The organism is Niallia tiangongensis (assembly GCF_044704065.1).
GTDB lineage: Bacteria > Bacillota > Bacilli > Bacillales > Cytobacillaceae > Niallia > Niallia tiangongensis.
Genome location: NZ_CP162613.1, coordinates 2523310 through 2544821 on the forward strand (window position 1 = coordinate 2523310; position 21512 = coordinate 2544821).

19 protein-coding genes and 1 riboswitch are annotated in these 21512 nt (G+C 35.9%); of the genes, 12 read left to right on the forward strand and 7 right to left on the reverse strand.

The annotated features are described in order from the left end of the window. Positions 1–326: 326 nt before the first annotated feature. From metH to AB3U99_RS12070, 5 genes are all read right to left on the reverse strand, one after another. The gene (gene metH / locus AB3U99_RS12050) at positions 327–3782 is read right to left on the reverse strand and encodes a methionine synthase (RefSeq protein ID WP_400247845.1); all 3456 of its coding nucleotides are present in this window, start codon (positions 3780–3782) and stop codon (positions 327–329) included. Continuing rightward, positions 3760–5631 (reverse strand): bifunctional homocysteine S-methyltransferase/methylenetetrahydrofolate reductase, encoded by a 1872-nt coding sequence (locus AB3U99_RS12055; protein ID WP_400247847.1) that lies wholly within the window; start codon positions 5629–5631, stop codon positions 3760–3762. The genes metH and AB3U99_RS12055 overlap by 23 nt, the downstream gene beginning before the upstream one ends. 12 nt (positions 5632–5643) lie before the next feature. Next, complete coding sequence (metC, locus tag AB3U99_RS12060) at positions 5644–6813, reverse strand: cystathionine beta-lyase (RefSeq protein ID WP_400247849.1); 1170 nt, start codon at positions 6811–6813, stop codon at positions 5644–5646. Further along, a complete protein-coding gene (locus AB3U99_RS12065) occupies positions 6810–7931 on the reverse strand; it encodes a methionine biosynthesis PLP-dependent protein (RefSeq protein WP_400247850.1) in 1122 nt (373 codons plus the stop codon). Before AB3U99_RS12065 ends, metC begins: the two co-directional genes overlap by 4 nt. Before the next feature lie 136 nt (positions 7932–8067). Continuing rightward, a riboswitch (SAM riboswitch) is annotated at positions 8068–8183 on the reverse strand. A 114-nt stretch (positions 8184–8297) separates the two neighbouring features. After that, on the reverse strand, positions 8298–8480 hold the full coding sequence (locus tag AB3U99_RS12070) for an H-type small acid-soluble spore protein (RefSeq protein WP_400247851.1): 183 nt from the start codon (positions 8478–8480) through the stop codon (positions 8298–8300). Positions 8481–9101: 621 nt separating this feature from the next. On the opposite strand from AB3U99_RS12070, the gene AB3U99_RS12075 reads away from it, so the two are divergent. The 10 genes from AB3U99_RS12075 to AB3U99_RS12120 all read left to right on the forward strand — a co-directional run bounded on the left by AB3U99_RS12075 (position 9102) and on the right by AB3U99_RS12120 (position 17833). Next, positions 9102–9224 (forward strand): hypothetical protein, encoded by a 123-nt coding sequence (locus AB3U99_RS12075; protein WP_400247852.1) that lies wholly within the window; start codon positions 9102–9104, stop codon positions 9222–9224. Between the two features lie 155 nt (positions 9225–9379). Then, positions 9380–10063, forward strand: a complete 684-nt coding sequence (locus tag AB3U99_RS12080; RefSeq protein ID WP_400247854.1) for a response regulator transcription factor — start codon at positions 9380–9382, stop codon at positions 10061–10063. Continuing rightward, positions 10060–11451 (forward strand): ATP-binding protein, encoded by a 1392-nt coding sequence (locus tag AB3U99_RS12085; RefSeq protein ID WP_400247855.1) that lies wholly within the window; start codon positions 10060–10062, stop codon positions 11449–11451. Before AB3U99_RS12080 ends, AB3U99_RS12085 begins: the two co-directional genes overlap by 4 nt. A gap of 300 nt (positions 11452–11751) precedes the next feature. Beyond that, positions 11752–14574, forward strand: a complete 2823-nt coding sequence (sucA, locus tag AB3U99_RS12090; protein WP_400247856.1) for a 2-oxoglutarate dehydrogenase E1 component — start codon at positions 11752–11754, stop codon at positions 14572–14574. Between the two features lie 19 nt (positions 14575–14593). After that, the gene (odhB, locus tag AB3U99_RS12095; RefSeq protein ID WP_400247857.1) at positions 14594–15853 is read left to right on the forward strand and encodes a 2-oxoglutarate dehydrogenase complex dihydrolipoyllysine-residue succinyltransferase; all 1260 of its coding nucleotides are present in this window, start codon (positions 14594–14596) and stop codon (positions 15851–15853) included. Between the two features lie 106 nt (positions 15854–15959). Next, complete coding sequence (locus AB3U99_RS12100) at positions 15960–16355, forward strand: gamma-glutamylcyclotransferase (protein WP_400247859.1); 396 nt, start codon at positions 15960–15962, stop codon at positions 16353–16355. Between the two features lie 92 nt (positions 16356–16447). After that, positions 16448–16648: a hypothetical protein gene (locus AB3U99_RS12105; protein ID WP_400247861.1), complete on the forward strand. Its 201-nt coding sequence runs from the start codon at positions 16448–16450 to the stop codon at positions 16646–16648. A gap of 71 nt (positions 16649–16719) precedes the next feature. After that, complete coding sequence (locus AB3U99_RS12110; protein ID WP_400247862.1) at positions 16720–16923, forward strand: DUF6501 family protein; 204 nt, start codon at positions 16720–16722, stop codon at positions 16921–16923. 174 nt (positions 16924–17097) lie between these two features. Beyond that, on the forward strand, positions 17098–17478 hold the full coding sequence (locus AB3U99_RS12115) for a fluoride efflux transporter FluC (RefSeq protein ID WP_400247863.1): 381 nt from the start codon (positions 17098–17100) through the stop codon (positions 17476–17478). After that, positions 17471–17833 (forward strand): fluoride efflux transporter FluC, encoded by a 363-nt coding sequence (locus tag AB3U99_RS12120; RefSeq protein WP_400247864.1) that lies wholly within the window; start codon positions 17471–17473, stop codon positions 17831–17833. Before AB3U99_RS12115 ends, AB3U99_RS12120 begins: the two co-directional genes overlap by 8 nt. A 78-nt stretch (positions 17834–17911) precedes the next feature. Here the strand turns inward: AB3U99_RS12120 and yidC are convergent, their stop codons facing one another. Together yidC and AB3U99_RS12130 are read right to left on the reverse strand one after the other, a co-directional pair. Further along, positions 17912–18700 (reverse strand): membrane protein insertase YidC, encoded by a 789-nt coding sequence (yidC, locus tag AB3U99_RS12125; RefSeq protein ID WP_400247866.1) that lies wholly within the window; start codon positions 18698–18700, stop codon positions 17912–17914. Between the two features lie 30 nt (positions 18701–18730). Continuing rightward, positions 18731–19027 carry a hypothetical protein gene (locus AB3U99_RS12130; protein ID WP_031538735.1) on the reverse strand — a complete coding sequence of 99 codons (297 nt, stop codon included), beginning with the start codon at positions 19025–19027 and terminating at the stop codon, positions 18731–18733. 450 nt (positions 19028–19477) lie between these two features. On the opposite strand from AB3U99_RS12130, the gene AB3U99_RS12135 reads away from it, so the two are divergent. Together AB3U99_RS12135 and AB3U99_RS12140 are read left to right on the forward strand one after the other, a co-directional pair. Next, positions 19478–20017: a cysteine hydrolase family protein gene (locus tag AB3U99_RS12135; protein ID WP_400247867.1), complete on the forward strand. Its 540-nt coding sequence runs from the start codon at positions 19478–19480 to the stop codon at positions 20015–20017. A 27-nt stretch (positions 20018–20044) separates the two neighbouring features. After that, positions 20045–21505, forward strand: coding sequence for a nicotinate phosphoribosyltransferase (locus AB3U99_RS12140; RefSeq protein ID WP_400247869.1), 1461 nt, complete (start codon positions 20045–20047; stop codon positions 21503–21505). Positions 21506–21512 lie beyond the last annotated feature (7 nt).

The window sequence follows — 21512 nt, forward strand, 5'->3', positions numbered from 1 at the left end:
TTGATGAGGGAGTGAAAGTTGAAGCTGAAGGGAGAAGAGAGATAAAAGGCGTTCGAGTAGGGATTGAAAACCAAGATTGAAGGAAGGCAAGAGAAAAGCGGCGTTCATGCAGGGGATGAACGTCATTTCAAAGAAACCCACGAGTATAACAGTGTTCATCAAAAAAATGATCACCAAAAGCAATGACATATTCTCAAAATGGAATGGGAATTTTAAAAAGCCTATATAAAAAATAAATGAAATCCAGCCGAATAACAATACCAGCTGGATTTCATTTTATTCATGTTCATCAGACAATAAATGCATGCTGCTAAAATATTACCATTTTACAGGGAACCAGCTATCACATTAAAGTATCGTGCATCTGGATGGGCAAATACCATTGCTGAAACAGATGCTTCTGGTTCCATCATACATTCCTCAGATAAAGTAATACCGATATCTTCTGGAGAAAGTAGACCAAATAGTTTTTTCTGGTCTTCTAATTCAGGACAAGCTGGGTATCCAAATGAAAACCTTTGTCCTTGATATTTCGCCGCAAAGCGGTCCTTCATCGTAAAGGTTGTTGGGTCAGGGAATCCCCATCTATCTCTAATTTGGCGATGAATTAATTCTGCGAGACCTTCTGCAGTTTCTAATGCTAGTGATTGCAAGGCATGAGATTCAAGAAATCTTCCATCACGCTTTAATTGTTCTGCTGCTTCTCGTATTCCTGTACCAGCTGTAACAGCAAAAAAGGCAACATAGTCCATAACACCGCTATCAACAGGCTTCAGATAATCTGCGAGGCAAAGATGTGGTTCTCTTTCTTGTCTTGGAAAGTCAAAGGTTTCCAATAGCTTAGACTCATTCTCTGGATCATATATATAAATCTTATTCCCATCCGATTGAGCAGGGTAGAAGCGATAAACGGCTTTAGGAAAAATCCAGTTATTTTGCTCTGCTTCCTGTAAAAGCTGTTCAATCACATTGTTTAGTTGGACTGCTTTTTCGTCTTTCGCCGAGAGTAGCACTTCAACTTTTCCTTTTAATCCTAGATGGTGTCCTAGCAGCATTTGTTTATTAATATATGGTTTAATATGCCCGAGCGTATAATTCGTTAATAAATGCTTCTTTGTATCCTGTGGTACAAAAACAGGCGCATTCGGATTAATGGTTTTTCTTTTTATTCCTGTGATAATAGGTTTTACAGCATCTATTACTGGCTTTGTTAAAAGTGCTTGTTTTTTTCTTTCATGTTCTTCTTTAAGCAAAATTAGTTCTTCTTTATTTGTAAGTTGATTTGCAAGTGATAGGCCATTCATGGCATCTTTCGCATAAAGTACCAATCCATCATATTCATTTGAAATTTTCGTATCTGTAAATTTTCTCGATAATGCAGCTCCGCCGACTAAAATGGGGATATCTATTCCAGCTTGTTTCATATCGGCAGCTGTTAAGACCATTTGTTGAGCTGATTTAACAAGAAGACCAGATAAACCAACGATGTTTGGCTTTTCCTTTTTGATAGCAGAAACTAACTTTGTTGGTGGAACTTTAATTCCTAAATCAATAACTTCATAGCCATTGTTTGACAGAATGATTTCCACAAGATTTTTCCCAATATCGTGAACGTCCCCTTTTACAGTTGCTAAGATAACTTTCCCTTTCGTTGAGGTTGAAACATTCTTGTCCATATAGCCTTCTAAAAAAGAAACAGCTGCTTTCATTACTTCTGCACTTTGTAGCACTTCTGCTACAATTAACTGATTATCATTAAACAATCGACCGACTTCTTTCATTCCATTCATTAGCGGTCCATTAATAATATCCAATGGTGCACTGTAGCTGTTAAGCGCAATTGCCAAATCATCTAGTAAACCTTCTTTTGTTCCTTCCACGACATAATAGGCTAATCGTTCATCTAATGTTAAATGTTCTAGGGAATTAATCTTTTCTTTTTTCTTATCACGATAGAAATCGGTGAAAACAGCTAATGTTTCATCTTTTGTTTCAAATAATAGTTTTTCGGCTAACTCAATTTCTTCTTTACTAATGGACGCAAATCTTTCCAGCTTTTCCGTATTGACGATGGCGTAATCTAGTCCAGCTTGTGTACAGTGGTAAAGAAAGACACTATTTAGTATTTCTCGACCGACAGGAGGGAGACCAAAGGAAACATTGCTTATTCCAAGAATCGTTTGAACATCTGGACAAGCTTCCTTAATTTGTTTGATGCCTTCAACGGTAGCTTTGGCAGAACCGATGTATTGCTCATCGCCAGTACCTACAGGGAAAACAAGTGGGTCAAAAATAATATCCTGGCCATTAATCTTATATTTGTTCGTTAATAATTCATAAGAACGTTTTGCTATTTCCAGCTTTTTTCCCACAGTAACTCCCATGCCATCTTCATCGATCGTTCCTACAACAACAGAGGCACCATATTTGTGGATAAGAGGGGCAATTGCTTGAAATCTTTCTTCCCCGTCTTCTAGGTTAATACTATTAATAATCGCCTTTCCTTGTGAATAGGAGAGGGCTTTTTCAATCACATTTTCATCAGTAGAGTCGATTACAAGAGGCACTTTAACCTTTTTAACGACCTCTTTCATAAAAAGCTCCATATCCGCAAGTTCATCTCTATCAGGATCTGCTAAGCATATATCGATAACATGTGCTCCGCCCTTAACTTGAGCTCTTGCAATTTCTGATGCTTCTTCAAATTTCCCTTCATTTATTAACCGCTTAAATTTCCGGGAACCGATGACATTGGTACGTTCCCCAACCATTATCGGTCTTAATGTAGGGTCATCATAAATGAAGGGCTCAATCCCTGAAACCATATGATAGTTTGTTTCAGCTACTTTACGAGGGATGATTTCCTTCATTTTATCGGCTATTGCTCGAATATGCTCTGGCGTTGTCCCGCAGCACCCACCGACAATGTTTAGCCAGCCTTCTTTTGCAAAACCAGACAGCTTATTAGCAAGGGAAGCAGCTGTTTCATGATAATGTCCTTCTTCGTCCGGTAAGCCGGCATTAGGATAGCAGCTAACGGCAAACTTAGAAAGACCAGAAAGGGAGCGGATATGATCCTGCATAAACTCAGGACCTGTCGCACAGTTTAATCCGATTGCAATTGGGTTCATATGTTCAACAGAAATATAAAAGGCTTCGATAGACTGGCCAGCGAGTGTTGTTCCCATTGGTTCAATCGTGCCTGAAATCATTAATGGTAGTTCTTTTCCTGTCTTTGAAAAAGCCTGCTTAATTCCGAGAAAACCTGCTTTCACATTTAACATATCCTGGCTTGTTTCAAGGAGGAGAATATCCACGCCTCCATCAATTAAACCAATAGCTTGTTCTTCATAAGAAGCGATGAGCTCCTCAAATGTAGTTCCACCAGTTACACTTAATGTTTTGGTTGTAGGTCCCATTGCACCAGCGACAAATCGCGGCCACTCAGGAGAAGAATATTTCAAAACTGCATCTTTGGCGAGTTTTGCTGCGGTTACGTTCAGTTTGTAAGCAAGATGTCCTAGATGATATTCATCTAGGACAAGTTTCGTTGCACCAAACGTATTTGTTTCAATAATATCTGCCCCAGCTTCAAGATAGGCTTCATGAATTTTGGAAATGATATCCGGTCTTGTTAAAGTAAGATGTTCATTACAACCATCTAATTCCTCGCCACCAAAATCGGCTGCTGTCAAATCCTCTCGTTGAAGCATTGTACCCATTGCTCCGTCCATAATGAGAATTTTTTGTTTAAGCTTCTCAGCTAATGATGTTTGTTGCATCGTTTTTCCTCCTAGTTGCTGCAGTGCGTAATTTCGTATAGCGAGCCAATTCGACGGAAAGCTCATAGCGCAAAAATGGTGTAATCAAGTAGATACCGTTAAAATAGGTGGATGCTGTATCGATTAATGACTTTGTAATATTTAAGCCTTCTTGCATCGCTTTTTCTGGATTGTCTTTTAATTGTGCCATTGTCTGACGAATCGAATCATCTATTTTTATACCAGGTACTTCATTGTGCAGAAATTCGGCATTATTGCTGCTTGTCAGTGGCATTAGACCTATATAAATTGGTTTATCAATATGTTTAGTAGCTTCATATAATTCAATTATTTTTTCTTCTGAATAAATTGGCTGTGTAATAATATAATCTGCTCCGCATGCAATTTTTTTCTCCAGTCTTTTGACCGCCTTATCCACTTGGCGAACATTTGGATTAAATGCAGCAGAAACAGAAAAAGCTGTCTTCTGTCCTAGATTTTTTCCAGAGAAGGAGAGACCTTCATTTAACTGCTTGATCATGGAAATTAAATCAAAGGAAGTCATATCATAAACAGATGAAGCACCTGGGAAATCTCCAACTCTAGCAGGATCACCTGTAATGGCTAATACATCATGGAGTCCCAATGTATGCAATCCCATTAAATGAGATTGCAATCCAATAATATTTCGATCGCGACAGGCAATGTGAATAAGGGGACGTAAGCCAATATTTTGCTTTACTAATGTACCGATTGCTGTATTGGATATACGAGCAGATGCTAAACTATTATCTGCAAGGGTAATGGCATCAATGCCTTCTTCTTTTAATTTTTTTGCTCCTTCAAAAAATCGTGTTGTATCTAATTTTCTTGGCGGATCTAATTCTACAATGACTGAAGCTCTTTCTTTTACAATCTCCTCCAAGGGTGTGTATTCCCGTGGGGGAGGGGAATGAAGGACAATGGAATCTACCACAGCATTATTAGATCGAACAGCTTTATCTGTAATAGGGGAAGCATTTTTCAATACTTCCGCGAAATTTTTTATATGTTCAGGCGTTGTTCCACAGCATCCTCCTAATAGGCGAACACCTTGTTTACGAAAGTCTTCTGCTGATTTTCTGAAATATTCTGCATTATCCTTATATTCGAATTTTCCGTCAATATAAGTTGGCAAACTAGCATTTGGATATGCGGATAGATAGGCATTCTTCGGCAATGGAATCTGTTCGAGTGATGCAATCATATGGTGTGGACCTAATCTGCAATTCATCCCGATAACATCTGCCCCTAAACCTTCTAATCTCTCAAAGGCATTCTTTAGAGGAGACTGATTTTGCAACACGCCGATTTCATGAATGGAAACCTGAGCAATGACTGGAAGGTCTGTTTCTTTTTTGGTTATTTGTAGTACTGTTTCTAATTCTTCCATATCATAAAATGTTTCTAAGAGAATGCCATCGACATCTTCTAATAGCAAACAATAAAGCTGTTCTCGAAAACTTCGCTTTAATTCTTCTAAACTAATGGCTTGAGGCTTCATTCCTCTGTTTCCGCCAATTGTGCCTAAAACACTCACATTCTTATCCTTTGAAGCTTGTTTGGCAATTTTAACGGCAGCACTGTTTATTTCCTTTACGCTATCCTCAAGACCGTATCTTTGTAATTTTAAATAGTTGGCAGCATATGTATTTGTTTGAATGATGTCAGCACCTGCATGGATATATGCTTGATGAACATGTTCAATTTGTTCTCGATGAGAAAGATTTAATGCTTCGAAGCAAGTATCCTTCCCGTAAGAATAGAGGAGGGTACCCATAGCACCGTCTGCTATTAAAATTTCGCTTTTTAGTCGATCAAGAAAACTCATCGTATTCCTCCATTAAATAAAATGTAGCTCCGCTGTTTTTTTTAGGGCTGCCTCAAAGTCATTGATTAAGTCTTGAGGATTTTCTAGTCCAACGGAAAGGCGAAGAAGAGCATCAGTAATTCCACGTTCTGCTCGTGCAGCAGGATCCATTGCTGCATGGGACATTTTTGCAGGATACGAAAGAATCGATTCAACTGCACCGAGACTTACAGCAAAAACAGGTAGTTTCACATTTTCAACGAATGTCCGCATTGCTTCTTCTGAATGTAACTCAAAGGAAAATACAGCACCTGGATTTGATGCTTGTTTTCTCTGGATGGCATATTGAGGATGGTCTTCAAAGCCAGGGTAATGCACTTTTTTGATTAAAGGATGATTTTGTAAATGCTCCGCAATAATTCGTGCACCATCGCTTGAATGCTTCATGCGGACATGTAAAGTCTTGATTCCTCTAAGCAGTAACCAACAATCCTGCACACCAAGAACAGCACCGAAGGAATTTTGTAAATAGCCAATTTGTTTGGCAAGGGATGGATCTTTTACAACTGCAACACCGGCAATAACATCACTATGACCTGACAGGAATTTAGTCGCACTATGGAGGACGACATCGGCACCTAGTGTCAGTGGCTTTTGTAGGGCTGGTGTTAAAAAGGTATTATCCACGAATGTCCATGCATTATACTTTTTTGCTAGTAGGCTAATGGCCTCAATGTCCGTTACCTTTAATAATGGATTAGAAGGAGTTTCTACATAGAAAACTTTTGTATTTGGTAAAACAGCTGCTTCGACTGCGTCTAAATTTGTCATATCAACAAAGGTATGGTCAATGCCAAAGCGAGTTAATACAGTTGTAACCATCCGATAAGTACCGCCATATACATCTTCAGAAATAACGACATGGTCACCTTTTGATAATAATAGGAAGGCAGTGGAGATAGCGGCCATTCCAGATGAGAAGGCAAAACCATGTGTACCATCCTCTAATTCTGCTACTACTTCTTCCAAAGCTTCTCTCGTTGGATTTAAGCTTCTGCTATAATCATATTTGCCGAATTCATCTATATCCTTTTGATGGAAGGTAGAAGCGTGCTGAATTGGCACGCTAACTGCTCCGGTTTCTGGATCAAACTTATGTTTATTATGAAGTAATTTCGTTTCAAATGTATATGGTGTGCTCATATTGTTACCTCCTTGGCAATTCCCTTTGCGATGGAAAAAGCTTTATCTAAATCTTTTATTAAGTCATTTACATTTTCTATACCTACGGAAAAACGCAATAGCTGGTTATCAACACCAGTTTCTAATCGTACTTCTAAAGGAATATCAGCATGGGTTTGGGTAGCTGGATAGGTAATAAAGCTTTCCACGCCACCTAAGCTTTCTGCAAAAGAGATAAGCGTTAAATTTTGCAAAAATGGATTTACCCAAGATTCGTTTTGGATTCTAAACGAGATCATTCCGCCTCGACCAGGATAGAGAACATCCACCACAGCATCGTGCTCTTGAAGGAAAGAAGAGAGTATTTTCGCATTTTCTTCATGTTTCTCCATTCTTAGTGCTAATGTCTTCATTCCTCTCATTAATAACCAGGAATCAAAGGGGCTTAAAACAGCACCAGCGGAATTATGGTGTAAGGCAAGCTCATTACAAAGTGCGTCTCCTTTAGCTACAATAAGACCTGCAAGGACGTCGTTATGTCCGCCTAAATACTTTGTCGCACTGTGGATGACAATATCAGCTCCTAAGCGAATCGGCTGTTGGATAATTGGAGTATAAAAAGTATTATCTACAATAAGTAGAATATCCTTTTCCTTTGCAATGGAAGCAACCTCAGAAATATCCGTTTGTTCCATTAAAGGATTAGTAGGAGTTTCAAGGAAAATCGCTTTTGTATTAGGGGTAATTGCCGCACGCAGGGCATCTGTATCTGAGGTGTTGACGTACGTACATCGCAGACCCCATTTTTTATAGCCTTGTTCTAGCAGTCGGTAAGTCCCTCCATATAAATCTTTGGAAATAATCCATTCATCACCACTTTGGAAAAGAGAAAGGATTGTCTGAATGGCAGCCATTCCCGAACTACAAGCGAATCCACGATCTCCTTCTTCTAAATCAGCAATCGCTTTTTCTAAAATTTCTCTGGTTGGATTTCCAGTACGAGTATAATCGTAACCAGTTGACTCTCCAATGCCTGCATGGCGATAAGCGGTAGAAAAATAAACAGGTGGGTTTACCGCTCCCGTTGTTGTTTCACTGCGATTTCCAATTTGCGCTAACTTAGTCTCTAAACTATACATTCTATAACTCTCCTATTCTTATAAGTGGGATTTTTTATGTAATTAGTACGTATCAAGAAGGAAAAGAAGAAAAATGCCATGAAAAAAAGTCTCCTTCGTTTATAAGAAGAAGACTTTGATAATTTAATGGTCATTCTTCTTATCTTTCAAGCCTTTATGCTTGATGGAATTAGCACCTTTTCAGTATTTTGTAGGGTACTGAAGGTTGCTGAGGTTTCTTCGGGCCGTTCCCTCTACCTCTCTTGATAAGAATTACTTATGTAATTGACTATTAATTTACTATATATTTTAAAAGTTAGCAACAATTATTTTTTATTTCTGAAAAGAATCTTTATTCTACCTATTATAAATAAGCTGAATATAAAGTTAGATTTCTTCTATAAGCTGATACACATCTACATCTAGCTCATGATCAGGATTTGCTTTCGTATAAATTCTTGCTTTCTTCGTTTTCTCATCTACATTTTGAATGATTATCTTTTCTCCCTGATAACTAACATCCACAATATCCGCAGCATTCATAATTTCAATCGCACGTCCAATATTCATTGTTAAACCTCCTAAACTTACTAATAATCTTTGATCTTAAATAATAATTATAACTTTCTCTTCGATTAATCTTGTCCAAATGAACAGTATTGTTTCTCTATGCTACAGACATTTCCTTTACGCTTGAAGGAAGCTTAAGCCTCCTCAGCTTCGCAGTAGAGACTTAAGCATTTTCACTTTTTTCCGCAGTAGCCAAATGTACTCCGCTTCATTCCACTATCGATTTTTACTGTGCCTGTTTTCTATATGGTTGTTGATTTTCAATAGGAAATAAATGTGGGTAATAGCATTAAACATACGTAATAGCCAATAAATAGAGAGTTTTTATATTCATAGCTTTTTCCAAATTAGACTATAGAACGAAATAATTCTATCTTTATAATGGCTATATTTATTGAAGTTTATGCCCAATTTTTTCTTCTCATCAAATTTTAATGTTTCTTTCATGATTTTTTACAAAAAGAGGTATACCATTTGTTTTATTCACTTAAGCACATTAAAAAAGATTTTTAGCTTATTAACTTAAGTAGAAGTAATTGCTTAAAAAATGCTTAGCAATGAGTAATGAGGAAATATCATCATTGCCTTAAGCAATAGTTCAAGATAAAGGAGAGATGAAACATGAATTTTCTTCGCATCGCAATGATCGTATTTAGTTCCATAACTGCAGCATCTTTATTCGGTTTTCAATTTGTAGAAATGGCACATGCCATTATGGATTCTATGTTTTCAAAAGAAAATTAAGTGTCGTAAACAATTTTTGTATATCAAGCTTCTAACATGATAAAATAACGATATCTTTAGGTAAGTTAAAGCTGTTTTGTTGAAATTTCTTTTCTTATCAAATTTCAACATTACGCTTGTAACGATACCTATGTACATATAGAGAGCGTGGTATAATGAAAAAAATTTTGATTATTGAAGATGAAAAAAATCTTGCGAGGTTTATTGAATTAGAATTAACGTATGAAGGGTACAAAACAGAGGTTTGTTCAGATGGTAGAAGCGGTCTTCAAAAAGCATTAGAGGAAGATTGGGATATCATTTTATTAGATCTTATGCTGCCTGAATTAAATGGAATTGAGGTATGCAGAAGGCTCCGCCAAACAAAAAACACCCCTATATTAATGATAACTGCACGTGATAGTGTTCTAGATAGAGTATCTGGATTAGATAGTGGCGCAGACGATTATTTAATTAAGCCGTTTGCTATTGAAGAGCTACTTGCAAGACTCCGTGCGTTGTTTCGTAGAATTGATCCACAAAGTAATTCTTCCAATCAAGTAATGACAAAGCTAACATACAAAGATATTACGCTTGAGGTGGAGTCGCATATTGCCAAAAAAGGCGAAGAACTTCTGTCCTTAACAAAAAGAGAGTATGATTTACTCTATATGTTTATGACCAATATTAATATCGTCTTATCTAGAGATATATTATTAGAAAAGATATGGGGTTATGAATCAGAAGTAGAAACAAATGTGATTGATGTATATGTGAGGTATTTAAGAAATAAGCTTGATCCAGCTGGACAAGAAGTATATATAGAAACGGTCAGAGGAATAGGATATGTGATGAGATGAAATTTATAAAAAAAATATCTCTTTTACCTTGGAAGTGGAAATTAACACTTGCATTATCCGTTAGCATTTTTTTAACTTATTCTATTTTTTCTTTTTTTGAATTCCATACTGTTTCTTCTTGGTTATTAAATCAGGAAGAAACAGATATGAAGCAAGCGATGGAGCAAGTAGTCCAACAATTGAATTTACAGGAAAGAAATCTTACGGAAGAAGAACTGACAGATAATGTTGCTTTATTGGAGAAATTAAATAATAACAATCAGCTTATTCGTATACTGGATGAAGACGGACATGCCATTCTTTCTGATATGAATGGTGATTTTCCGATCATTGAGCCTAATCGGTTATATAACGATGAGCAATTTCATTATATTTCTATTGGAGATCAGAACTCTTTAGTATACAGTAAGGAATTACAAATGCCAGCATTTGAAGGAAGAGTTGAAATAATTAGATCTCTGCAATCATTAGATAAAGTTCGTGAACATTTACGTTTTGCCATGACGTTGTTTACAATTGTTGCATTATTAATAAGTGGAGTTATTGGCTACTTTATTTCCTATTTATTATTAAGACCTGTTAATTCCATGACGAAAACAATGAAAAAAATTAAAAATAGTGGCTTTAAGGAAAGAATGCCAGTTTATCCTCAAAAAGATGAAATATCCGATTTAACGATTATTTTCAATGAAATGATGGATGTAATTGAACAGTCCTTTCAGCAGCAAAAACAATTTATTGAAGACGCTTCCCATGAACTGAGAACACCAGTATCTGTGCTAGAGGGACATCTTTCCATGCTAAATAGATGGGGCAAAAATAACAAGGACATTTTAGAAGAGTCGCTTCAGGCATCTACCGAGGAAGTCACTAGATTAAAAAAATTGATTATCAGCTTATTAGATTTATCTAGATTAGAACAAAATAGAGTAGAATCAGACTTAACGCCGGAAAGGGTAAAGTGGTTATTAGAACACACAATCCGTGATTTTACAATGCTCCATCAAGATTTCACCTTTCAAATGAAGCTTGATTCTATGCACCTTTATAAAGTATCGGAACAGCATTTACAGCAAATTATAACTATCTTACTGGATAATGCGGTGAAATATTCTTTGCATGAAAAAAATATTTTTCTTCATACGTACGAAACAGACCATCATTTTGTGCTCGAGATAAGCGATCAGGGCATTGGAATCCCGAAAGAAGACATAGATAAAGTATTTGATCGGTTTTATCGTGTAGATAAAGCAAGAAGCAGAGAGCAGGGCGGAACAGGGCTTGGCTTGGCTATAGCTAAGAAAATAGTTGAATTGTATAAAGGGACTATAACGATTAAAAGTAAAGTTGGGCAAGGGACAAAAGTCATCGTTCGATTTCATATATAGGAGAAAAGGAAGTTCTACCGTATTGAATAAGAGGGTGGAACTTCCTTTTTTCCTTTGTCATGTAATGATGAAAGTCGCATAAGATTTACTAGTAAGATTGTTTTTTTTGCAATGATTGGGGCGATAAAAAATATTTTTAATTTTTTTACTATAAAAATGTGTAAAACTTTTGAAGCAGCTATTAAACCATGATAGAATAGAAATGTAAACGTTTTAAAAAAGTTTTTTCAATAAAAGGTGTATGGTGCAATAACAAAGGGAAGATAAAAATGATATTAAAAGTGGTGGAGGGAAATTTTCATGGAGAAGCCATCTGATGGTACAGTCTCATACCAACCAAAGTTTTACGGGCCAAATTTAGGGCTTGCAATGGAGCTTTATGAGCAATACGTTCAAGATCCGAATTCAGTTGATGAAGAAATGAAAAAGCACTTTGATCAATGGGGACCCCCGATTGATCATCAAGAACAAACTAGCACAAATCATTTATCTTTACAATCCGAGGTTCAAGTTGAAAAAATTATTGCAGCAGTTACATTAGTAAATAAGATAAGGGCGTATGGACATTTAGCGGCAGATATCTATCCATTAAATGACCATAAACGGGAATATGATTTATTTGAACTTTCTCGCTTTAGTCTTACAAAAGATGATTTAGTAAAAATACCAGCCTCTTTAATTTGTCCAGATGCACCAAAGCATGTAGTAAATGGCTTTGAGGCTGTTCAGTATTTAAAAGATATTTATACGAAGACGATTGCGTTTGAATACTATCATGTTAATGATATTAAAGAAAAGAATTGGCTACAGGCAAAAGTAGAATCTGGAAGCCTCAAACCAGCATGTCATAAAGAATTAAAGAAAAAATTATTAAAAAGGGTAATAGAAGTAGAGGAATTTGAAAGTTTTTTACATAGAACGTATGTCGGGCAAAAGCGATTTTCTATTGAAGGTCTTGATGCAATGGTACCGTTGATTGATGAAATTATTTCAGAATCAGTTATCAATGGAGCACAAAATATCAATATAGGAATGGCACACAGAGGTAGATTGAATGTTTTAGCACATGTATTAGAAAAGCCATATGAAATGATTTTTTCTGAATTTCAGCATGCTCCTAATAAACAATTAGTTCCTTCTGAAGGATCTATTGGAATCAGCTTTGGATGGACAGGAGATGTTAAGTATCATTTAGGCTTAGATCGTCACCTTAAAGCGAATAACGTATCGAATGTCCGCTTAACACTTGCAAATAATCCGAGTCATCTAGAGTTTGTTGGTGCTATAGTAGAAGGATTTACACGAGCTTCACAGGATGATAGAACGAAACCTGGATTTCCAGAAGAGGATTCTAACAAATCTTTAGCGATCTTAATCCACGGGGATGCAGCGTTTCCAGGGCAAGGGATTGTTTCTGAGACATTAAACCTAACAGGATTAAAAGGATATCGCACTGGCGGTACCATTCATATCATTGCCAATAATACCATTGGTTTTACGACTGAATCTAGTGATTCTCGATCCACTCGCTATGCTAGTGATTTAGCGAAAGGGTTTGAAATTCCTATTATTCATGTTAATGCTGATGATCCGGAGGCTTGTATTAAAGCTGCGAAGCTCGCATGTGAATACAGAGCAACCTTTAAAAAGGATTTCTTAATCGATTTAATTGGCTATAGAAGATATGGCCATAATGAAATGGATGAACCAATGACAACTAATCCATTAATGTACAAGTTAATCCATGATCATCCTACCATTACAAAGCTATATGGCGAAAAGTTAGTTACAGAAAATGTTATTCAAGAAAATGACGTTAAAGCTATCAGAGATGAAGTGATTGGAAAATTAAAAGAAGCACATGAAAGAGTACCGAAGCAGCACGAGGATCCAATCATTACAAATCCACCTAATTCGGTGGAACGACAGCTACCGCAAATAAATACAGCTGTTCCGATTGAACAATTGAAACAAATTAATAAAGAATTGCTTTCTTATCCTCCTCAATTTCAAATTTTTGATAAATTAGGGAAAGTTTTAAAAAGAAGAAATGATGCATTAGAGGGAGATGGCAAATTTGATTGGTCTTTAGCAGAAACGTTAGCATTTGCTACGATTCTGGAGGATGGTACTCCTATTCGTTTATCTGGTCAAGATTCCGAACGCGGTACTTTTGCCCATCGTAATATCATCCTACATGACTATCAGACAGGAGAACAGTATTCACCATTGCATACCTTATCAACTGCAAAGGCTTCCTTCGCTGTTCATAACAGTCCGTTGTCAGAAGGTTCTGTCTTAGGATTTGAGTACGGTTACAATGTTCATGCGCCAGAAACACTTGTGCTATGGGAAGCGCAATTTGGCGATTTTGCAAATGCTGCTCAAGTAATGTTTGACCAATTTATTGCAGCTGGAAGAGCAAAATGGGGACAAAAATCTGGTCTAGTTATGCTTCTTCCACACGGATATGAAGGACAGGGACCAGAGCATTCAAGTGCAAGATTAGAAAGATTCTTAATTTTAGCAGCAGAAAATAACTGGACAGTGGCAAATTTATCATCATCCGCTCAATATTTTCATATTTTAAGAAGACAGGCAGCGATCCTTAAAAAAGAAGAAGTTCGTCCACTAGTTATCATGACACCAAAAAGCTTGTTGCGTAATGCAGATGTTGCTTCAAATGGTTTAGAATTCAGTGATGGAGCTTTTCAATCTATTTTAGAAGTCGAAAATGGAAAGGAAAATCCAGAAGCCGTTACTCGACTAGTTCTGTCAACAGGAAAAGTTTCGATTGATTTGTATAAAGCTTATCAAAATCTTGCAAACTTGGATGCCATTCATCTTGCAAGAGTCGAAGAAATTTATCCATTCCCAGAAGAAAGACTAGCAGAAATTATTCAGCGTTTTCCTCATTTAAAAGAGATTGTTTGGGTGCAAGAGGAGCCAAAAAATATGGGGGCATGGAGTTTTATGGAACCAAGAATTAGAAAGCTTATTCCAAATACCATTTCCTTACAATATGTGGGTAGAAGAAGAAGGTCAAGTCCTGCTGAAGGGGATCCAAATGTTCATCGTAAAGATCAAGCAAGAATTGTAAATGAAGCATTGACAATGGAATGAATTGAGGGGGAAAAATAAAATGGCAGAGATTAAAGTACCAGAATTAGCTGAATCAATTACAGAGGGAACTGTAGCCCAATGGTTGAAGAAAACAGGGGAGTACGTAGAAAAGGGCGATTATATTGTTGAACTAGAAACAGATAAGGTAAATGTGGAAATTATTTCAGAAGAAAGTGGCATTATTCAAGAATTAAAAGCAAATGAAGGAGATACTGTTCAAGTCGGCGAAACAATTGCGATTGTAAATGCGCAAGGAGCGGCAGTTGAACAGCCAAAGGCAGTGGAAGCAGCAGAAGAAAAGAGTGTTCCAAAGGAAAAAACAGAAGCTTCACAAGCAGAACAGCCTAAGGTGCAAGAAGACCCATCAGTTACGAAACAATTTCCGATTGCTTCTCCAGCAGCTCGCAAATTGGCTCGTGAACGAGGAATTGATTTAGCAGCTGTCCAAACAAATGACCCATTAGGAAGAGTAAGAGCTCAAGATGTAGCAGCATTTGAGCAAAAGAAAGCAGCTGCTCCAGCTCAGCCAGCACAAGCTCCAAAAGCAGCAACATCAACTCCTGCTGCTGAAACGGATAACCGAGTAGAAAGAGTTAGAATGACAAGAAGAAGACAAACTATCGCTAATCGATTATTAGAAGTAAAACAAAATACAGCAATGCTTACTACTTTTAATGAAGTAGATATGACAAATATTATGGAACTCAGAAATCGTAGGAAAGATGCATTCCAAAAAGAGAATGATGTGAAGCTCGGATTTATGTCTTTCTTTACAAAAGCTGTTGTAGCAGCTTTAAAGAAAGCACCGCTATTAAATTCGGAGATTCAAGGCGACCAAATCGTATTGAAAAAATATTATGATATTGGTATTGCTGTATCAACAGACGAAGGACTTGTTGTACCAGTATTAAGAGATGCGGACCGTAAAAACTTCGCTGAAATGGAAGGGGAAATTTTAGATTTTGCTAATAAAGCAAGAAATAATAAACTTTCCTTAAGCGATTTACAAGGTGGAACATTTACCATTACAAATGGTGGTGTGTTCGGCTCCTTATTATCTACTCCAATCCTTAATGGACCACAGGTTGGAATACTCGGAATGCATAAAATTCAATTGCGACCTGTTGCAATTGATGCAGAAAGAATGGAAAATCGCCCAATGATGTATCTTGCACTGTCCTATGATCATCGAATTATCGATGGGAAAGAAGCAGTTACCTTCCTTGCACGAATTAAAGCATTACTAGAGGATCCCGAATCCTTGTTGTTTGAAGCATAATAATATACAGATACAGGTGGTTTCTCACATAAGAAACCACCTGTATTCTTTTTATACTTATATAACTTTTCCATGTAATTATTTACAAAAAAGAAAGGAGTAGATCATGAAAGACATAGTACTAGTTTTTGTATATGGATCCTTGCTAAAGAATGAAGTGAATCATTATATGATGACTAATTATTCATGTACTGCTGAAGACGTTTGGATTTACGGTAAATTATATGATGCTAGCTTAGAATATCCCTTTTTAATCATGGATGATCATAAAAAAGTATATGGCGAATTATACGAAGTCCCATTAGAAGAATTACCCATACTTGATGAATTTGAATATTATGAGCCTGAAGGAAAGGATAATCTCTATGAGCGGAAAGTAGTAACGGTATATAAGGACACTGAAACTTGGCAGGCATTTGTATATGTCTGTAATCAAGAAGAAATGCTGAAAAAAGAAATAACAGAGGGCAATTGGCGAGCATATAGAAAGAAGCAGTCATAAAAAATATTTCTAATATAATAACTCTTTTGGTTTAATGGACACTCTTCCTGTGGTATAGAATACTATCGACATCACAGAAAGAAGGTCATAATATGTATATTCAAGAACATAATAATTTATATGCTATCAAGTATGAGCATACATCCTATTATGCAATGGATTTCAAACGCTTAGATTGGATAAATGGCGTTTGCTATGTGACTTTCCTACAAGCAGATACCGGAAAATGGTTTACTTTTGAAAAAATTAAGATCAAATGGATGGTAAAGGAAAAAGAGAATTTAGTTTCATAATGAGAACATGTTGCACTATGTATCGGTTTCCCTTTATACTAGGATAGTACTAGAATGAAAGGAGCACAGAAATGATACATCAAAATTGGGAAAATAAACAATCCATTAAAAGAGTAAAATGTATACATACCGATGCAAGTAAATACATTGTTAATAGAGTGTTAACTGTAGGAAAAGATTATGAAGTGAAAAACGAAACAGAGGAATTTTACTTTGTAGTTGATAATACCGGCAAAGTCGGTGGTTTTTACAAGGATTACTTTCAAACGCTATAAGAACATAAGATGTCTTAAATGAACAATTCAGTTGTGTAAGAGGGGGACAAAATGGCAAGCAGAATCCCCTCCTTAACATAACGATAATCATGCAGAGACATCTTTTTTTGTGTTTACATGCATCACCCATTTCTTAATTCTTTTTTTAATAATAGTCAAAAGGATGAATAATAAATGAGTTATTTTTATGTCGGAATTGGTGGAGTGATAGGGAGTATACTAAGATATTTAGTTGGACAATTGCCCTTTCCATATGAATTCCCATTACAGACAATGGTAATAAATATCATTGGTTCATTTGTTTTAGGCTGGTTCACCAGTGCAATTATCAAAAAACAAAGGATTAAATCAGCATACGCAACAGCAATCGGAACAGGGATGATTGGTTCTTTTACAACCTTATCAACACTTAGCATGGATACTGTTCAATTATTAGCTGCTGGGAATTATTTGCTTGCAAGTGGCTATGTAGTTGGTAGTGCTGTATTCGGATTTATTTTTGCATTAATGGGATTAAAATTGGGAGAAAGAAAGTGGAGTAGATCAAATGCTTAATAACCTACTATTTATCGGGATTGGGGCATTTCTTGGTGCCATCAGCCGATTTGCACTTATAAATGAATTGAAAAAAAGAATACAATCAAGAATCCCAATTCCAACAATGATTGTAAATATTAGTGGATCGTTCCTATTAGGATTGGTAGTCGGGTTGAAGGTATATACCAGTTTTTATTTTTTATTAGCAGTTGGGTTCTTGGGAGCCTACACAACCTTTTCAACATTAGCTGTTGAGGCTGTAACTTTAATGAAAGAAAAGAAAAATGGAGGTTTTTTCCTTTATTCTTTAGGAACCTTTTTAGGGGGGATTTTATTCTGTTTAGCTGGATGGAAACTTGCTTTAGTCTTATAAAGAAGTGTTATCTTTAGAATGAACGTAAAAAGGACAAATTTTACTGAAATATCTTCAAGTAAAATTTGTCCCTTTTCATTATTTCTCTGTAACTACTTTTGCATTATTGGCCTGTGGTGGATATAGCTTTCTTCCTAACAAGGACTGGAAGATTAGAAATATACCACCGATTGTCCAATATAGTGGTAAAGCTGCTGGTGCATTTAACGATACCATAACAATCATTACAGGAGATAGTAAGCCCATAATACGCATCTGCTTTTGTTGTTCTTGTGTCATTGTGCTTTGTGAAACTCTAAACTGCAGATAATAAACAATTCCTGCTAGTGCAGTTAAAATAAGATCAGATTGACCTAAATTAAACCATAAGAAGGAATGGCTAGCTATTTCTTGAGAACCGCGAATCGCATAATAGAAGCCCATTAAAATTGGCATTTGAATAAGCATAGGTAAACAACCAATATTTAAGGGATTAATGTTATTCTTTTTGTATAAATCCATCATTTCCATTTGCAGTTTTTGCTGTTCTTTTTGATCTTTCGTGCTTTTGATTTTTTTCTGGATGGCATCCATTTCAGGTTTAATTCGCTCCATTTTCACTTTCATTTGCTGTTGGTTTTTATATTGCTTCAGCATTAATGGCATAAGGACTAAGCGGATCACTAATGTGATAAGGATAATCGCAAGACCATAGCTTCCAGCAAAGACATCAGCAGTCCCGTGAATAATCGCAATGAAAGGTTCTACTAATATTTTATGGAAAAACCCATCATTATTTCCTGTTGTGGATGATGAACAAGCACTTAGTAAAATAGTTGATAAACTTAATAGCATGATTAATAATGTATTTCTTGATAATTTTCTCAATGTAATTCCTCCAAATTGTTAGTTAATAATTTAGATAACAATGGAGAAATTAGGTTTTTCAGGATCATCGTGAGAACTCTCTATTCTTTTGCGGATATTTTTAACAATCCAGTGCAAAATAGGAGTATTATATTTTTGAACATTCATATTTATTGTTGTGATCGAAACATCTAAAGACAATTTCTGTTCCGTAGCAAAGAATTCCTGCTGAATCGTGGTCTTTATGTTCCAATCCCATAAATACTTCAGTACTAGACCTACTAAAAATGTATAGTAAACCGTTTGATAACTAGGAAAAAACGTAAAGTCTAATAATAAATCAATCATTTATACACCTCATTATTAGTGAACAATAAAATTATATCGAAATCAGTAGTAAAAAGCAATTTGCAACTGGGACTATAGTAGAATTTTAAACGAGATTATGAAATATTTATGACAATTTTATAGTAATTTGTATAAAAATGTGATTATTTACCATCTCATAAAATGTAGACGCTCTTATTTTAATAAAATCAGAAGAATTAAGTATTTACAATAGGAAAAAATAAAATGAATGGTATAATAAAGGATAGTTTAAATATAATGGCGGATGTTTTCATAAATTTGTTTTGCGACTGAACTGGATGTATTTTTTGTATTTGGTGCAGATATGTAAGATATCTCTTAATTATTGCATTAAATATCAGCATATATAAGGTTTACTCACACTTGTTCAGATAAAAACAAACTTGGCAAATTCGTCTTATATCTTTGGTGGAAATGAAGGGGGATTTAATGAAAGCTCTAATTAATATTGATTACACTTTTGATTTTGTAGAGGGCAATTTACCATGTGGAGAACCTGGCATTGCAATAGAAAAAGAAATTGTGAAAATCACAGAGGATTTTATCGAAAATGGGGACTATACTGTGTTTGCAATTGATTTGCATACGTTAAATGATCCCTATCATCCAGAGTCTAAGCTTTTCCCACCTCATAATATAGCTGGAACAAAGGGAAGAGAGTTGTATGGAACACTTCACAAAATATATGAAGATAATAAAGATTTAACCAATGTTTATTGGATGGATAAGACTAGATATAGTGCTTTTGCTGGCACTGACTTACATATAAAATTACAAGAAAGATCGATTAAAGATATCTATCTAGTTGGCGTTTGTACAGATATATGTGTATTGCATACCGCTGTGGATGCTTATAATCATGGGTATAATATCCATATATATGAAAATGCCGTGGCAACATTTAATGAAATTGGCCATCAGTGGGCATTGGAACACTTTAAAAATGTACTAGGAGCAAGGATCCTTTAGTCGTTTAAGGGTTGCAGGAGGATTATAATGAGTTTTAATTATAAAGATGACAGTTTAATGTTACATACTGATTTATACCAAATTAATATGGCAGAAACATACTGGGAAGATGGTATTGCAGAAAAGAATGCAGTCTTTGAGGTGTATTTTAGAAAATTACCATTTCATAATGGCTATGCTGTTTTTGCAGGACTAGAGAGAGTGATCCAGTATTTAGAGAATCTCCATTTTTCAGAAGATGATATTGAGTATCTAAGACAAGAAGGATTTAAAGAGGATTTTCTTGCTCATTTAAGAGATTTACGTTTTACCGGAAGCTTGCGTTCTGTTAAAGAAGGCGAAGTTGTTTTTGCAAATGAACCATTAATGAGAATAGAAGCTCCACTTGCTCAAGCACAAATCGTAGAAACAGCTATTTTAAACATTGTGAATTACCAAACATTGATTGCGACCAAGGCATCAAGAATCAAAAATGTGATTGGCGATGAAATTGCAATGGAGTTTGGAAGCAGACGTGCCCATGAGTTAGATGCTGCCCTTTGGGGGACACGAGCAGCTTTTATCGGTGGTTTTAGTTCTACTTCGAATGTTAGAGCAGGAAAGCTATTTGGCATTCCTATTTCAGGAACACATGCCCATTCCATGATTCAGGCCTATCACGAAGAGTATATTGCTTTTCATAAATACGCAAGAAGACATAAGGACTGTGTGTTTTTAGTAGACACCTATGATACTTTGCGTTCTGGTGTGCCAACTGCAATTAAAGTGGCGAAAGAATTAGGAGACAGCATTAATTTTCGCGGTGTTCGTTTAGACAGTGGAGACCTCGCTTATTTATCGAAGGAAGCGAGGAAAATGCTCGATGAAGCAGGATTTACTGATACAAAAATTGTTGCAAGTAATGACCTTGATGAATATACGATCATTAACTTAAAAGCACAAGGTGCAAAAATTGATATATGGGGAATTGGCACGAAATTAATAACTGCTTATGATCAACCAGCTCTTGGTGGTGTTTATAAACTAGTATCCATAGAAGATGAAGATGGCAGGATGCAAGATACGATAAAAATTAGTGGCAATCCAGAAAAAGTGACTACACCTGGGCTAAAGAGGGTATATCGAATTATAAACGATATAAATGGGAAGTCAGAAGGAGATTATATTTGTTTAGAATCAGAACATCCAGAAACGGAAGAGCGTTTAAAGATGTTCCATCCAACGCATACGTATATTAGCAAATTCGTTACCAATTTTACTGCAGTAGATATTCACCAAGATGTATTTTTAAATGGGAAATTAGTATACGAAACCCCCGATATCTATACGATTCAAAAATATTCTGAGCAAAGCTTAGAAATACTTTGGGATGAATATAAGCGTTCCTTAAATCCTGAAGAATACCCTGTAGATTTAAGCCCATTATGTTGGGAAAATAAAATGAATCTTTTAGAGAAGGTAAAGGTATCCATTCAAAATCGAAAATAAGGAGGAA